The organism is Sphingorhabdus contaminans (assembly GCF_007280415.1).
GTDB lineage: Bacteria > Pseudomonadota > Alphaproteobacteria > Sphingomonadales > Sphingomonadaceae > Sphingorhabdus_B > Sphingorhabdus_B contaminans.
This window is the reverse complement of the sequence record NZ_VKKU01000002.1, coordinates 518,277-533,178: the sequence shown is the minus strand read 5'-3', so window position 1 is coordinate 533,178 and position 14,902 is coordinate 518,277. Positions and strand designations below refer to the sequence as shown.

Annotated in this window: 14 protein-coding genes; 7 read left to right on the top strand and 7 right to left on the bottom strand. The window is 57.5% G+C overall.

All coding sequences use genetic code 11. From position 1 onward, the window contains the following. Positions 1-125: 125 nt before the first annotated feature. Positions 126-1,223 carry a DUF3089 domain-containing protein gene (locus FOM92_RS10860; protein WP_143776890.1) on the top strand — a complete coding sequence of 366 codons (1,098 nt, stop codon included), beginning with the start codon at positions 126-128 and terminating at the stop codon, positions 1,221-1,223. A 90-nt stretch (positions 1,224-1,313) separates the two neighbouring features. Here the strand turns inward: FOM92_RS10860 and FOM92_RS10855 are convergent, their stop codons facing one another. Together FOM92_RS10855 and FOM92_RS10850 are read right to left on the bottom strand one after the other, a co-directional pair. After that, on the bottom strand, positions 1,314-2,537 hold the full coding sequence (locus FOM92_RS10855) for a c-type cytochrome (RefSeq protein WP_143776889.1): 1,224 nt from the start codon (positions 2,535-2,537) through the stop codon (positions 1,314-1,316). A 68-nt stretch (positions 2,538-2,605) separates the two neighbouring features. After that, positions 2,606-5,200: a TonB-dependent receptor gene (locus FOM92_RS10850; RefSeq protein ID WP_143776888.1), complete on the bottom strand. Its 2,595-nt coding sequence runs from the start codon at positions 5,198-5,200 to the stop codon at positions 2,606-2,608. Positions 5,201-5,543: 343 nt separating this feature from the next. On the opposite strand from FOM92_RS10850, the gene FOM92_RS10845 reads away from it, so the two are divergent. Both FOM92_RS10845 and FOM92_RS10840 read left to right on the top strand, forming a co-directional pair. Beyond that, entirely contained in the window at positions 5,544-6,410 is an 867-nt protein-coding gene (locus FOM92_RS10845) for an isocitrate lyase/PEP mutase family protein (protein WP_143776887.1), read from the top strand. Beyond that, the gene (locus tag FOM92_RS10840; protein ID WP_143776886.1) at positions 6,407-7,519 is read left to right on the top strand and encodes a zinc-binding dehydrogenase; all 1,113 of its coding nucleotides are present in this window, start codon (positions 6,407-6,409) and stop codon (positions 7,517-7,519) included. Before FOM92_RS10845 ends, FOM92_RS10840 begins: the two co-directional genes overlap by 4 nt. On the opposite strand, the gene FOM92_RS10835 is transcribed toward FOM92_RS10840, so the two are convergent. The 5 genes from FOM92_RS10835 to FOM92_RS10815 form a co-directional block, all read right to left on the bottom strand. After that, entirely contained in the window at positions 7,516-8,145 is a 630-nt protein-coding gene (locus FOM92_RS10835) for an isochorismatase family protein (protein WP_143776885.1), read from the bottom strand. The two genes, FOM92_RS10840 and FOM92_RS10835, sit on opposite strands and share 4 nt — an antisense overlap. After that, positions 8,142-8,762 carry a 3-isopropylmalate dehydratase small subunit gene (leuD, locus tag FOM92_RS10830; protein ID WP_143776884.1) on the bottom strand — a complete coding sequence of 207 codons (621 nt, stop codon included), beginning with the start codon at positions 8,760-8,762 and terminating at the stop codon, positions 8,142-8,144. Before leuD ends, FOM92_RS10835 begins: the two co-directional genes overlap by 4 nt. After that, positions 8,759-10,141 carry a 3-isopropylmalate dehydratase large subunit gene (gene leuC / locus FOM92_RS10825; protein ID WP_143776883.1) on the bottom strand — a complete coding sequence of 461 codons (1,383 nt, stop codon included), beginning with the start codon at positions 10,139-10,141 and terminating at the stop codon, positions 8,759-8,761. The genes leuD and leuC overlap by 4 nt, the downstream gene beginning before the upstream one ends. Before the next feature lie 12 nt (positions 10,142-10,153). After that, a complete protein-coding gene (locus FOM92_RS10820) occupies positions 10,154-10,543 on the bottom strand; it encodes a c-type cytochrome (RefSeq protein WP_143776882.1) in 390 nt (129 codons plus the stop codon). Between the two features lie 99 nt (positions 10,544-10,642). Continuing rightward, on the bottom strand, positions 10,643-12,070 hold the full coding sequence (locus FOM92_RS10815) for an aldehyde dehydrogenase family protein (protein ID WP_246087261.1): 1,428 nt from the start codon (positions 12,068-12,070) through the stop codon (positions 10,643-10,645). Between the two features lie 245 nt (positions 12,071-12,315). Here FOM92_RS10815 and FOM92_RS10810 point away from each other — a divergent pair, with 245 nt between their 5' ends. The 4 genes from FOM92_RS10810 to FOM92_RS10795 are packed head-to-tail and all read left to right on the top strand — an operon-like array spanning position 12,316 to position 14,896. Then, positions 12,316-13,236, top strand: a complete 921-nt coding sequence (locus FOM92_RS10810; protein WP_143776881.1) for a DUF1838 family protein — start codon at positions 12,316-12,318, stop codon at positions 13,234-13,236. A gap of 39 nt (positions 13,237-13,275) precedes the next feature. After that, positions 13,276-13,590 (top strand): DUF1330 domain-containing protein, encoded by a 315-nt coding sequence (locus FOM92_RS10805; protein ID WP_143776880.1) that lies wholly within the window; start codon positions 13,276-13,278, stop codon positions 13,588-13,590. Continuing rightward, entirely contained in the window at positions 13,587-13,892 is a 306-nt protein-coding gene (locus tag FOM92_RS10800; RefSeq protein ID WP_143776879.1) for a YciI family protein, read from the top strand. Before FOM92_RS10805 ends, FOM92_RS10800 begins: the two co-directional genes overlap by 4 nt. Next, positions 13,886-14,896 (top strand): VOC family protein, encoded by a 1,011-nt coding sequence (locus FOM92_RS10795; protein ID WP_143776878.1) that lies wholly within the window; start codon positions 13,886-13,888, stop codon positions 14,894-14,896. Before FOM92_RS10800 ends, FOM92_RS10795 begins: the two co-directional genes overlap by 7 nt. Positions 14,897-14,902 lie beyond the last annotated feature (6 nt).

The window sequence follows — 14,902 nt, the reverse complement described above, 5'->3', positions numbered from 1 at the left end:
TACAATCTTCCAACGGTGCGCCAACAATTTGATCATCCATCTATCGGATATTCGCGCTGGCACATGAAACGGGTCAGGTCCAATCTGCTTGGTTGCTATTTGAAAATTACGGTGAGGGTAAAGCTATGTCGATACCAAATAAGATGCTCTCTTTCGGCATTTTGTTGGCCGCGCTCGCCCCGGCATCACCCGCGCAGCAAACCGCTCCGGCATTTGACAGTCAGGAGGCACCCCCCGTCCCCGATTATCGCAATCCGGCGGCATGGGCCGCACGCCCGGATGCTCCGGGTGTCAGCACTGCCGTTCCGCCGGGCGCGAGCAAGGCACTGAAGCGGAAGGATGTCGATGTCTTTTACATCCACCCCACCACCTACCGCACACCCGATCGCTGGAATCAGGATATTGCCAATAACAGTGTGAACGACTGGACGGACACCAGCGTTATCCGCCGGCAGGCCGCCCTATTCAACGGATGCTGCCGCATTTATGCCCCGCGATACCGGCAGGCCTCGTTTCTGGCGACCAAGGACAGGTTGATGCAGGGGGATGGTGGCAAGGCCTATGCTTTGGCCTATTCTGATGTCGAAAGGGCATTTGATTATTTCATCGAACATGAAAACAAGGGGCGGCCCTTCATCATTGCCGGACATAGCCAAGGTGCGGAAATGACAATGCGTTTGCTGCGGAACCGTATTGATGGACAGAAAGTCCAAAAGCGGATGGTGGCCGCTTATGTCATTGGCCTTGATATTACCGAAGGTGCATTTGGCCGGACGTTCAAATCGCTCGTGCCCTGCGACCGGCCGGACCAGTCAGGCTGCGTTCTTGCATGGAATGCCGTGACTACAGACGCCGATCTTGCCATGTTGCGCCGCTTCGCCGGCACCCGCTACGCCCATGAATATGGGACGGACGAGGGACGGACCCCGCTCTGTGTAAATCCCCTGACCTTTGACCGCAAAAAGCCTGCGGCCATTGCCAGCGCCAGCAAGGGCGCCGTTCCGGGTGGAGCGGGCGAAGGCGCGTTAAAGCCGCTTGTGCCCGCTAGCGTTGCTGCCGAATGCAAGGATGGTTTTCTGGTCACAAAGGCCGATCCGGCACTTGGTCTGGAACCGCTGCCGGGGGGAAGTCTGCATTATCATGAGTTCGGGCTTTTCTATGCCGATATCCGCGGCAATGTGATGCAGCGGATTAAGGCCTGGTCCAGAGCGCACCGCCGATAGTCTGCAAGTGCTAACTGGGCTGGCCAGGGCCCGGAACCGCTATGACCTCGACCTATCCGTGGTCCAGGAATATGGTCCCGTTCAATCCCATCATTGCGCCGCTGCGCCTGTTTCCCGCTTCAGGATATTGATGATGGCCTTGCGGCGTGCCGGATCGGTGATGTTGCCGGATGAAATGACCATCGTCGTTCCCGGTGCAAATTTGTCAGGATCGGCGAGCAGAGCGTCCAGAGCGGCATCGTCCCATTTTTCCCCGCGCTTCCCGCGTGCAACCAGAGCGTCGCCATAAGGAAAATTCGGAACGGTCGCGATCGTCTGTCCGTAAATTCCATAAAGATTGGGGCCGGCCATATGGGCACCGCCCTTTTTCATCGAATGGCAGAAGGTGCACCATTTAAATGTCTCGGCCCGCACCTGGCGTTCAAAATCGGTTTCCGGCTGGACAATCTCGGTTTTTGCGGGAGCAGCGTGCGAGGTTACGCCAGCCGCCGCTGCGACATTGACCGGCTTTTCAAAGGGCGAGACGCGGAACATGGCGTAGGGGCCGTAAAGGCCAAATGCGGCTATCGCGCCGGCGGTCGCGACAGCGAGGCCGCGTTTCCATCCCTTTGCCAGTTCGGGCGTGTCATTCGCAGTTGCCCGGTTTCGGCGAAACAGCCGGGCGAGGCCCCAAATGGCAAAGCATAAAAGCCAGAAGATGCCGACCGCCGTCGGACCATTTTCATAGGATTTGAAGGTCGAAAATGCGAACACGGTGCTGCTCATGCTCGCCAGTCCCCAGAAACCGAGGCCGGCGGGAAGTCCGGACAGTGCACCCTTGCCATGCCGGAAAAGCAGCCAGGGCATGGTGAGAACAACCGCAACCTTCAGCAGCGTAATCCCGAATGCAATCGCCGAATGCATATAGCCGGAAAACAGCCAGGTTGCGCGATGCAGGATGTCGCCATGGCCTCCTGCCTGAAGGGGCAGGTCGGACTGCGCCCATGCCGTCACGAAGCCGACGATGGGATTGGCAATCTGGAGCATGTAAACGGATGCCAGCAGGACCATGCCCCAGATGGCGGCTCCAGTCGATATTCCCTGCGGTGTTTGTGGGAGGTCTCCCCGGATCCAGCGGATCAGCCGCGATGCAACGAGGATGAACAGGATCGTGCCCAGAAACATATGAATGTTGCGAAGATCTTCGCGTAAGGGAAGTGCCTTGTCGGCGCGGGGCAGGAATATGGTCGTCAAGTCGATGGTCAAAGCCACCGCGATGATGGACCATTCTATTCGTTTCGAAACGGATGATGGACCCGATATTGCTTCCGTCACTGCCCTTGCCCTTCCCGAAAAAAAGAAAATGGGCGCGCCATAGGGTCTATGGCGCGCCCATTTCAGACTTAGAATTTGGCGGAAGCGGTCACGCCAAAGCGGCGCAGTTCGCCAAGATAAACTTCCGGTACCACAAAGGATACCGGAAGGCCGGCACGAGGCTGGTTGATCGCATTTGCAGCATACACCTTATTGAAGATGTTATTGCCCCACAGGGCGATGCTGAACCGGTCATTCGAAAAGCCCAGACGAACATTGGTCAACGTGCGATTGCCAAAGGTAATCGTGTTGATGATGTTGTTGAAGGACGGGCCGGTGTGATTAACATCGACACGCGCCGATGCGTTCCACTCATCCGAAATCGGCGCATCGAGTGTTGCGTGCAAATTCCATTGCAGCTCCACCGAACGCGCGGGGCGCAGGCCTTCGATCGAAGGAACCGCACGGACCGCGCCGCTCGGCGTCGTTACAACGATAACGGGCGGGCAACCCGGCGCAGCAGTAGCCGCTGCACCGGTACCGATAACGCACTGCGTCACGGTGCCGCCGTCATATGTTCCTGCGCCAAACTCCACGTCGGAGAATGTGACGCTGCCGCCGATGCCCAGCATCTCGATGGGCTTTACCTCGACCAACGCTTCAAAGCCCTTGGTCTTGATGCCGCCGATATTCCGGATGATACGAACGGGGTTCACAGCCGTCGGATTTTCGGTGAAGCTGGAGACCTGGGCATTGGTCCAGTCGACATAGAAGGCCGAGAGATTGACCAGCAGCTTCTTGTCCATCCACTGGCTCTTGATACCGGCTTCATAGGTCCAGTTGGCTTCTTCGTCATAGGCAACTTCGCTGGCCAGAATGCCGGTGGTGCTGACCGCGTTCGCAGTGTTGAAACCGCCCGACCGAACACCCTTTGACGCCGACGCGTAAAGCAGCACGTCATCGGCGGCCTTGAAATCCAGCGTCACGCGCGGCGCAAAGCTTTCGAAGGTTTTGGCGATTAGCGGACCCGTCACGGGGAACAGGCCGGCGGCAGGAACCGTGGTGCCAACGATCAACTGGTTGACATTGGGCGCGACGGTCGGGTTGCTGACCGAAAAGACCTGTGCCCGTTTGCGGTCGATATTGTAACGACCTTCGGCATTGACCCTGAGGTTGCCAAACTCATAGCCCAAGGATGCAAAGATTGACATCGTCTTGGTGCTTGCCTTTGACCAACTGGAGAACAGCTGCCCCGATGAGGGGTTGGTGGTGAGGAAGCCGTTGGCCGTGAAATCATAGCCACCCACGCCGGTTGCCGGGAAGGTGAGCGGATTGACCTGAACCAGCCGCTCATTGGCGGCGAGGCCACGCGAGTCCGCACCGATACCGCCTGCCGCTACAGGGATCTTCTGCTCAAAATAATTGCCGCCCAAAATCCACTGGAATGGCGAGTCATTTGCCGATTGCAGACGGATTTCCTGGCTGAAGGTTTTTACCTTTTCGAGGCCGGTTGAATAGAGGTTGACGCTGGTCAGCCGGGTATAGGGAACCGGCGCACCGAAGAAGGGCGCAAATGCCAGGCATCCGGCACCCAGGCCGCACACACCCATGGTGACCCCTGCCGAAGTGCCGTCATAGTCATTATAGGCCCGGTTCGACGCACGCGTCAGACCGGTGGTGCTGACAATACGGACGCCATCAAGTTCCCAATCGAGTTCCATCGAAACTTGGCGTGCCTTAGCCAGGGTATCGGGAATGTCGGTTGAAAGGTTGCTCACCTTGCTGGCCGTCAGACCGCCGCAAACTTGCTGCCGCAATCCCAGGGTTGCGTTGGTTGTGCCACAGTTGAAGGCGGTAATGGGCACCTGTGTGACCGGTGTCATTTCCGTTTCCGAATGCGTCAGAAAGCCGGAAAGTGTTGCCGTAAAATTGTCGCTCGGCTTCAGCTGCAAGGAACCGCTGATGGCATATTTTTCGGTGCCGCCAAGATTGTCGGACGTATCGGCCGCATTCTTGCCCCAGCCATCATAGGTGAGATAACCACCACTGATCCGGATCGCGGCTTTGTCGCCCAAGGGCACCGATACGGACCCCCTGATGCGATAATCTTCGTCGACACCCACGGTAGCGGAGATATTTCCTTCGAAATCCCGGGCCGGACGACGTGTCGCGATGCTCAGGGCCCCTGCAAAGGTCGAGCGGCCGAAGAGCGCGCTTTGCGGCCCCTTGGCAATTTCGATCTGGCCGACGTCCAGCACGGAAATCATGTCGAGTGTATTGCGGCTTGTCTGATAAATGCCGTCTATGAACGTGCCGACATTCGCCTCGACGTTCAGGTCAGTGGTTGTATTTGCAGGCGCAAGACCGCGGACAAATATCTGTTGTGTCGTGCCACCAGCGATACTGGTAACGTTCAGACCGGGGGTCGCGTTACCCAGATCGGCAAAGTTGGAAATATTCCGTTCGGCAAGACCTTCGGCCGAATATGCCGTTATCGAAATGGGAACAGTCTGGATTTCTTCATCACGTTTGCGAACGCCGACAACCAGAATTTCCCCTTCGCCCTCTTCGGCGACCGCTTCGTTATCCTGTGCAAAAACCGGCGAAGCGAGCAGAACCGACACCAAGGCCGCGCCTGCCAAAAGCCAGGAGGCACGCGCTCCCGTTTGCTTAACTTTTCCCATCTAACCCTCCGTATATTGCTGTGAAATTTACCCTCTGTGTTTTGATTAATTACCCATTGTATGTTCAGATTCTTATTTGGGATTAGGCCATACTAATCCTGATCGATACTAATCTACAATCAAAATGTCCGGACAACTCTAGCCGGTGAATATCCACCTATCGACCATTTTTTTGGCACCGGAACTGCCGGATCGCGCGTCGACCGCATGTCGGATAGTCTGCGAAATTCGCAGTCTGCAGGCGGTTCCCGTCGCATTAGAGCGACGCAAGATCGGGCTCGCGCATTGAAAAAGACTAAGTGAACTGGTTATGGGCAATCCCGGAGATGGACAGGACGACTAAATGGCCCGAACAATTTTTCGTGACAAACTCGCATCCGGGAAATTTTTTGTCGTTCCCGGCATTCAGGACATGATTGCTGCGGTGGTGGCCAACAAGGTCGGTTTTGATCTGGTCTATGGCACGGGCTATTGGCTGACCGCTTCGGCATGGGGTCTGCCGGACGCCGGAATTGTCACTTATACCGAAATGAAGAACCGCATGGAGACGCTGGTAAAGACCAGCAATGCGGCGGTGATTGCGGACGGCGATACAGGCTATGGCGGTCTGTTGAACGTGCACCATACGGTAAAGGGTTATGAGGCCGCCGGTGTCACCGCAATCCAACTGGAAGATCAGGAATTTCCGAAAAAGTGCGGTCATACTCCTTATCGGCGGCTGATCCCGGTCGAAGAGATGGTCGAAAAGATCAAGGTTGCTGCCGATGCCCGGGAGGACAAGGAAAATTTTCTGATCATTGCGCGGACCGATGCGCGGCAAAGCGAGGGCTTTGATGGCGCCATGCGCCGGATTGAGGCCTATGAAAAGGCAGGCGCCGATGTCCTGTTCCCCGAGGCGTTGGAAAGCGAAGAGGAAATGGCAAAGGCCTGTAGCCTGTTTGGCAAGCCTATGATGGCGAACATGTCCAATGGCGGCTCAAGCCCCGTGCCGCTGGCATCGGTTCTTAAGGAAATCGGCTATGCCTACGCCATTTATCCTTCGCTGACCTCCTTGGCCGCAGCCAAGGCAATGGAAACGGCGTTACTCGATCTGAAGGAAAAGGGCATTGGCCAGCCCGATGGACTATTCAGCTTCAGCGAATTCTGCTCGCTGATTGGCTTTGAAGATGTCTGGGCGTTCGAACGCAAATGGGGGAAGGACGCAGAATGAGCCAGAAAACAGTCGCGGCGGTATTGCGGCAAAGCGGTGACCAGCCGCGTCCCTATGCCGAGCACGCCCCTTTGTCGCTGGAAACACTCTATCTCGAGCATCCCCGGTCGGGGGAATTGCTGGTCCGGATCGATGCGGCCGGCATATGCCATTCGGACCTTTCGGTCATCAACGGCGATCGTCCCCGGCCTATGCCGATGGCTCTGGGGCATGAGGCTGCGGCAACAGTCATTGCAACCGGAACTGCCGGTGATCCGGAATTCAAGCCCGGTGACCGGGTCGTGCTGGTGTTCCTGCCTGCCTGCGGCCAATGCCCCGAATGCCATGCGGGCCGGGGCTATCTTTGCCCGCACGGCGCGGCGGCGAATGGAGAAGGGCGTCTGCTGGCAGGCGGGCGGCGCTTGTCGTGCGAAACAGGCGATATCCACCATCATCTGGGTGTGTCCGCTTTTGCCAGCCATGCGGTCGTCGACAAAAGGTCGGCCGTCAAAATAGATGCCGATATACCGCCGGAAATCGCCGCCCTGTTCGGTTGCGCGGTTTTAACAGGGGTCGGGGCGGTCATGAATACCGCATTGGCCCGTCCCGGCGAATCCCTGCTGATCTACGGATTAGGCGGCGTTGGCCTTGCGGCGCTGCTCGGTGCGGTTGCCGCCGGATGCGTGCCTGTTCTGGCCGTTGACCCTTCTCCTGAGAAACGAGCGCTGGCGCTTGAGCTTGGGGCCGCCGTTGCGGTCGCGCCGGATGAGGCCGCAAACCTTCCGAAATGCGATATTGTGATTGAAACGGTCGGCAAGGCGGCCGTACTTGCCCAGGCCTATGGCGCCGCCCGTCGGGGTGGTCGCATTGTGACGGTCGGTCTTCCAAATCCTTCGGAGATGCTGTCTATTCCTGCGCTATCGCTTGTCGCGGACAGCAAAACCCTGATGGGCAGTTATATGGGTTCCTCAATCCCCAGCCGGGACATCCCGCGTTATATTGCCCTGTGGCGGGCGGGCAGATTGCCCGTCGACCGTCTGCTCAGTTCGGTCGAACCGCTGTCGCACATCAATTCTTTGATGGACATATTGGCCGACGGCAATGCAATCCGGCAGGTGGTCGTCCCTTAAGCGCGTAAACCAGCCAGAAATTCAAGCGTTTCGGCTTCGCTTACAACATCGGCATATTTTGCATTCATGTCGAACAGATTGGCGTCATGCGGTGCAGGATGGCGGTCGCCGCAGGCATCAGCCACGACCGCGGTGCGAAAGCCATGGGACATCGCATCTACACATGAGGCCCGCACACAGCCGCTCGTCGTCAATCCGGTCAATAGGACACTGTCGACGCCCATTGCGGTCAGCGTGGATGCAAGGGAGGTCGCGAAAAAGGCGCTTGGATATTGCTTTGAAATGACCAGTTCGTCGGCATGGGGAACAAGGCCCTTCGGCCAGGCCCCCATTGGGGAACCCTGAATGAAGTTTTTGAGAGGGGCGGCTTTTTCAAAGAAGCGCCCGCCATTGATACCAGTCGGATGATAGACGACATTGGTCAGAATGACAGGTATGGCGGCGGCACGCGCCGCTTCCCTTATGCGGAGTGCGCTCGCCAGGACATCGTCGACATCGGCAAAGAGATCACATTCCGGATCGAAATAGGCCTCGCAAAAATCGATAAGGATCAACGCAGGGCGCACTCCGAAGCCGACCCTGACATTATAGGCTTTCGCATAATTGGCGGTAAGATCGTCGCTCATCGACTTTCCCCTTGGATATAGAGCCAGGGCTGCGTCATCCTTTGCCTTCCCTCGAAATCTGCGATGGCGCCCGCATCCTGGGCGAGAATTGTGTCGGTTTCATCCCAGCCGTTCAACAGGGCCTGCCGGTGGTGCTCGGCAATGGCAAAAGGAAATATGGCGCCATCGACCGAGATGGCGCAGCCTTGCAGGTCAACACTCAGCGCCGCACCCGCAGCCGCATATAGGTGGAGTTTCGCGATCTCCTTGTCGTCGAGACAGACGGTCAAAATGCCGTTGCGTATGCAGTTGGCCGCAAATATTTCACCGAAACTCGGCGCTATAATGCAGGTCAGACCCATGCCCATGATGGCCCACACGGCCTGTTCGCGGCTTGATCCACAGCCGAAATTCGCGCCTGTAACCAATATGGGTGCGCCATCCATTTCCGGCCGGTTGAAAACGCAATCTGGCTGCGGATTTCCGGCGGTGTCATAGCGCCGATCATAAAAGGCATAGCGTCCAAGCCCCTCACTCGCGGTAATCACAAGGAAGCGTGCGGGGAAAATCACATCGGTATCGATATTGGCTTCGGGTAAGGAAATGGCCGGCCCACGCACCTGTGAAAAAGGTTTCATGACAACAGCGTCCGTACGTCGGCAATGTGGCCGGAAACGGCCGCAGCGGCCGCCATAGCAGGACTCATCAGATGTGTCCGTCCACCGGGACCCTGCCGCCCTTCAAAATTCCGGTTTGATGTCGATGCGCACCGCTCGCCGGGTGCCAGACGGTCATCGTTCATGGCCACACACATGGAACATCCGGCATCGCGCCATTCAAAACCGGCATTCCGGAACACTATGTCCAGCCCTTCGCTTTCCGCCTGTTCTTTTGTGGCGGCAGAACCCGGCACAACCAGTGCCTTTACCCTTGGCGCTATTTTCCGGCCTTGCAAAATGGCAGCTGCCGACCGCAAATCTTCGATACGGGCATTGGTGCAGCTGCCGATAAAGACGCGGTCTATGCCAATGTCGGACAGCATCTGGCCAGGCGTAAGCGCCATATATTCCAGCGCTTTCAGGTCCTTTTCATGGCGCGGCGCAGGGATCACGGCATTGACCGGAGCGGCCTGATCCGGGCTGGTTCCCCAACTCACATGCGGAGCGATGCTGTCCAGATCAATCGATAGGACGCGATCAAATTCGGCATCGGGGTCCGATACGAGACTGCTCCAATAGGCGACGGCACGGTCCCACATTTCCCCCACAGGTGCCATTGGGCGTCCCTTGAGATAGCCGAACGTTACCTCATCCGGTGCAACAAGGCCGATGCGGCTACCCGCCTCGATTGTCATGTTGCACAGTGTCATACGTGCCGACATGTTCATAAGCGCGACAGCAGGACCGGAATATTCGACGGCATAGCCCTTTGCGCCTTCCGAACCGATTTGGGCGATCAGGGCCAGCGACAGATCCTTTGCCGATATGCCGGGCTGGAAGGCACCGGTGAGTTTGACCTGCATTGTCTTTGCCCGCCATTGGGGGAGACACTGTGTGGCCATGACAGTTCCACATTCGCTGGCGCCTATGCCGAAGGCGAGTGCACCAAAGGCCCCGTGGGTGGTTGTATGGCTGTCACCACAAACCAGTGAAATACCCGGAAGGGTGAACCCCAGTTCCGGCCCGATCACATGCACAATGCCATGTTCCCTGCTGTTGAGAGCCAGTTCGCGTATTCCGAACTTCTGGGCATTCCGGGTCAGTTCTGCAACTTGGGCCTGCGCCTGCTTGTCCCGGAACATTTTGCCACGATGGGCGGTCGGCACGGCGTGGTCGGCAACGGCAAGATGCGTGGCTGGCCGGCGCATCGGCAATCCGCGTTCGGCGAGCATGCGAAACGCCTTCGGGCTGCTCACTTCATGGACAAGTTGCCGGTCAATATACAGCAAATCCGGACCATCTTCGCCATGGCGAACCACATGGCTCTGCCAAAGCTTCTCGTAAAGTGTCCGCGCCATTACCCTTCCAGATCAGGGAGACGGCTTTTTCAGATAGGCGATCAAGGCTTTGCGTTCTTCGGGCTTCGCCATGCCTGCAAATGCCATTGTTGTCTCCGGAATGACGGCCTGCGGCCGTTGCAGCCATTTATCGAGACTTTCTTCCGACCATGTGACCTTGGATGCTTTCAGGGCAGGCGAGTAACTAAAGCCGGCAACGGCTCCCGCCTTGCGTCCGACAATGCCCTGCAAATGCGGGCCGACTTTACGCGGACCTGTCGCGCTTACCGTGTGGCAGGCCGCGCAACGAATGAACATGCGCTTTCCCAGCGCATTGTTGGGGGCGGGCGCGCCTTGTGCAGAGGTCAAAGCGGCAATCCCCGAAATGAATGCAATTGTGCCAAGCGTTAGTCCGACGCGCATAGTCAACCTTTCAATCGTTACCTTGTCCAATTAGGCGTTCGATCCATCGCCATGGGCTGGAAATGAATCGATAATCACCTGTCGGATAACCGCCACCGTCTAATGCCCCGGATTTTCCGCGAAATCGGCGATGCTTGCGGCGACGGCGTCTTGCCGGATGATCGCCTGGGTCCGGAAAAAGCGTGTCAGTCCCGGGTTCCCCATGCGCGATGGTCCCAGACCGGATTGTTTGAACGCTTCGTTCGCGGCATCCGATACAAAGGCGGTTAGCGATCCGTCGTTGATCGAAATGGCTCCCGCTTCCAAACGCGCGCCGACCGCCTCGGCCTCCGAAACATCTCCGATTACGGCGGCCGACAGTCCGTAGATGCTGTCATTGGCCTGGGCGATGGCATCTTCGATATCGTCATAAAAGATGACAGGGATCACAGGGCCAAATGTCTCGTCGCGGATGACCGCCATTTCGGGCGTCACATTTGTCAGCACGGTGGGGCGCAGATATTTGCCGCCGCCCAGCGTTTCGACCTGACCTCCGCAATGCAAGGTTGCGCCCATCGCGATGGCTTCGTCTAGTTGGGCCTGCACCTTTGCGGCCTGTGGCGGGAAGATGAAGGGGCCGACATGGCCGCTGCTAATATCCGGATAATTGGGTTGCACCGCTTTGGCCTGTTCGACCAGCGATATCAGGAACGGTTCGGCAATCGAACGATGGACATAAACACGTTCGATCGACTGGCAGGCTTGTCCGTTGGCAGCGACCGATGAACGCAGGGCGATGGAGGATGCCTTCACCGGATCGGCAGATGGCAATATGATCATCGGATCCTTTCCGCCCAGTTCCAGATTGGCCGGAATGAACGCCTTGCCCGCTGCTTCGGCGACCTTGCGCCCTGTCGCTACCGAGCCTGTGAAGCAGATATAGTCGACATGCTCCACAACCGCCTGGCCGGTTTCCGGGCCCCCTTCGACAATTTCCAGAATCTGGGCGAGGTCCGGGACCCGGGAAATTGTTTCGCGCAGGACAGGCACAAAACGGGGCGTGATTTCGGACGGTTTGATCAGCGCGGCACAGCCCGCCATCAGCGCCGGAATCGCATCGACCAGCCCGAGCAGGAGCGGGAAATTCCATGGGGTAATGGCCCCGAACAGGCAATAGGGGACATGACGGCTGCCGATCATGATGCCGGGCATGGCGCTCGGCACATTGGCCTGATCCAGCGACGCGATGATATCGGGACCAATATCGGCCCAGCGGCGCAGCATGTTGGCAACCGTGAACACTTCGATACCGGCAATGGCGACACGTCCTGTGTCGACGCTCAGCTTCTCCACAAGACGCTGGCTGCTGGCGTCGATCGCATCGGCCCATTGGCACAGAATGGCGGCGCGCCCTGCGCTTCCCAATGCGCTCCATGCCGGTTGCGCCGCCCGCAATCGTGCGGCCACGTCCGCGACAGCCTGCCGGCTGGTGGCGTCAATCTGGTAATCGACGAGCCCCGTGCGCGGGTTTACGACATCGATGGCCAACGGCTTTACTCCTCAATCCTGTTCAATCCGACCTGCCTGCTACCTGATCGTCCCAGGCCGGGCTTGCCTTGTCCGAAAACTCTCCGGGCTTCGGACACTAGCTTATGATGGCATAGGCCCATTCGAATCCAAATAAAAAGTTGTCCGGACATATTTGCTTTTTTTGCGTCTTGGTCTAGCGTTTATCGCCTATCCAGTGTGGAGTGGAAAAGCCTGTACCGGCAAACGGAAAAGAGGAGAGTGGCATGAAATCGAAATCACTATTGCTTGGCGCGGCAATTTTGGCCTTTGTCGCACCATCTGCGGCGGCGAAGGAAAAGCCCCGTATGCTCGACCTCAGCAAAGCGGAAGATGCTCTTGAAGTCGGAAAGCGTGCCCAGTGTGGCGAAGCTGACGGCAAGCCGGCCGTGTATCACTGGTCCGGCAAAGTCTATTCCCGCGTCACCGGAGAGCCGGACCGTATGCTGTTCCTTGGTGAAGGCATGAATATCCGCACCTGCGTGACTGTGGACGATCCCAAGCGCGGTAAAGGCTGGCGGTTGGTCAGCCGTGAAATCATGCTGTATCTCGACCCCAAGACGGGCGAGGTTTTGCGCAAATGGACAAATCCATGGACAGATGAAACCGTGGACGTGATGCACATCGCCAATGATCCGGTAAACCAGCGGCCCCAATTTGCCACCAATGCCGATGGCACCACTTACAAGTTCATCGGACGCCGCGAAGGCCGCTGGATTTTCGCGCCGTTTGAAGCGCCCTTGTTCTACCACAATGTTCTGGCGGGCGATTATCAGGATTATATTGGCGGCAAATATCACGCGATGGAGATTTTCGATTTTGCCTATGATGCGGAAGAAATTCTGAACACCAAATATCCAACCGCTTACCCCATCGTCAGTTGGGTCCGTATTTCGGACTGGATGCCCTGGATGAAGATGCGGGGCAGGCAGGGGCAGATGGTGTTCAACGCCATGGGCAACAAGCTGAAAAGCTTTGATGAACTGCCCGCCGTGTTGAAGGACGAAATCCGCCTCAACTATCCGGCCTATATCGCTCCGCCGCCGGGTGATGATGCCCGGCCAAACGAGACGACCTGGACCGTTTTCAAGAAAATGGTCGATGAAAATCGCGCCAAGACGGGCGAAAAGCCGAAGACATCCCATTGAGGATCGGTTCGCGAATGACCGGAATGCGAGGAGAATAGCGTGGCCGCCTATCTGATTATATCCGCCAAGATTTCCGATCGCGACAGATTCATCAGCGGATATGGCGTCGCGGCGGCCAAGCTGGTCGATCAGTTTGGCGGCCGCTATGTTCTGCGTGCGCCGGGCGCGCAATTGCTGGAAGGAGAATTTGGTGATGGCGGCTCGGTCGTTATTTCCGAATGGAACGACAAAGCCGCCGCCCTGCGCTTTTGGAACTCACCCGAATATGCCGAGGTTCGCAAACTTCGCGAAGGTATCGCCGACGTCCAGGTGGTCCTGATCGAAGCGCCGCGTATTGATGGATCGGACGCATGAACCAGACATTCGCCATTCTGGCTTGGGACAGCGCGCAGGGCGCAGCAAAAAGAGCAGAGCACAGGGCCGCCCATTTTGCACATATCGAAACGGTGATGGAGAAAATCGCCCTGGCGGGGCCGCTTAAGGACGATGAGGGCAATTTCGTCGGATCCATGGTGGTTGCCCATGTGCCGGACAGGGACGCGGCAGAGGCGCTGCTGCGTTCGGATCCCTATTTTGCAGGCGGCGTTTGGGATAAGTGGGAGATTTTTCCCTTCCTCGCTGCTGCCGGTCAATGGGTGGGTGGCAAAACATGGTAGCATTACGGTTTGCCCTTTTCGCGGCAATGGCAACTCCGGTCGCCGCGCAGGAGGTAGCACCCTGGAGCGAAGCCGTCATAAGCGTCACGCACATCGACAAAGCATCGGAGCTTTTCAAAGTCGCCGGTGGCTGGCGAATGACACATAAGGGCCGCGTTTCGCGTGCGGAACTCGATTATTGGAAGCTGCCGGACAAGGCGTCGGCGACATTTGAACGCTGGTGCGCGCCAAAGGTGGAAACGGGCTGCATCCGCTTCGTTTCGTTCAAGGGCGTCGAACAACGCCCCATCCGGCTTGCGACCCGCGCATGGGATTCGGGCGGAATCTATTCCATCATGGTCCGCAGCGATAATGTGCCGGCATTGTTCGACACAGCGATCAAACTCGGCTGGTGGGCCGAAAGCGAGCCCGTACGGTTCACCTTTGGAAAGTCCGATCTGCGCAATGTGGTACTGACCGGGCCGCATGGCATAAATCTGGCCGTATATGAACGGATCAGTCCGCCTTTTGATGCCTTTCGGGTCGGGCGCATAAGTCAGGCTTTCAATTCTATGCGCATGGTCAAAAATCGGGCTGTCGCGCGGGACTTTTATACAAAACAGCTCGGGTTCCAGATCCTGTTTGACAGCGCCACCGAACCTACTGAGCCTGCCCGTTCCAACTTTGGTATCCCGCTCAACTATACACCGGAAATAAGGCGCGCGGCCGCGGCGCTGCAGCCTGTCCAGGGTGAGACCGGTCGCGTTGAAGTGATGCAGATTGACGGTTTTTCCGGCGGCGATGTTTCGCAATATGCGAGCCCGCCCAATCTCGGCATCATCTCCGTCCGCTATCCTGTCAAAGGCCTGTCGTCTTACCGCAGCCGGCTGGAAAGCAATGGGGTAGCAACGGTCTATTCTGCCGACGCGGTTCCGGTAAAAGCTATTGCACCCGGGGATCGGGTGAATATTTTTGCCGTCCGCGATCCGGATGGCAACCTCACCGAATTTTACGAAGCTTTCTAAGGACCA

Coding starts and splice junctions, on each gene's coding strand:
- FOM92_RS10860 (WP_143776890.1), top strand. CDS start 126: ATGTCGATACCAAATAAGATGCTCTCTTTCGGCATTTTGTTGGCCGCG.
- FOM92_RS10850 (WP_143776888.1), bottom strand. CDS start 5,200: ATGGGAAAAGTTAAGCAAACGGGAGCGCGTGCCTCCTGGCTTTTGGCA.
- FOM92_RS10845 (WP_143776887.1), top strand. CDS start 5,544: ATGGCCCGAACAATTTTTCGTGACAAACTCGCATCCGGGAAATTTTTT.
- FOM92_RS10840 (WP_143776886.1), top strand. CDS start 6,407: ATGAGCCAGAAAACAGTCGCGGCGGTATTGCGGCAAAGCGGTGACCAG.
- FOM92_RS10835 (WP_143776885.1), bottom strand. CDS start 8,145: ATGAGCGACGATCTTACCGCCAATTATGCGAAAGCCTATAATGTCAGG.
- leuD (WP_143776884.1), bottom strand. CDS start 8,762: ATGAAACCTTTTTCACAGGTGCGTGGGCCGGCCATTTCCTTACCCGAA.
- leuC (WP_143776883.1), bottom strand. CDS start 10,141: ATGGCGCGGACACTTTACGAGAAGCTTTGGCAGAGCCATGTGGTTCGC.
- FOM92_RS10820 (WP_143776882.1), bottom strand. CDS start 10,543: ATGCGCGTCGGACTAACGCTTGGCACAATTGCATTCATTTCGGGGATT.
- FOM92_RS10810 (WP_143776881.1), top strand. CDS start 12,316: ATGAAATCGAAATCACTATTGCTTGGCGCGGCAATTTTGGCCTTTGTC.
- FOM92_RS10800 (WP_143776879.1), top strand. CDS start 13,587: ATGAACCAGACATTCGCCATTCTGGCTTGGGACAGCGCGCAGGGCGCA.
- FOM92_RS10795 (WP_143776878.1), top strand. CDS start 13,886: ATGGTAGCATTACGGTTTGCCCTTTTCGCGGCAATGGCAACTCCGGTC.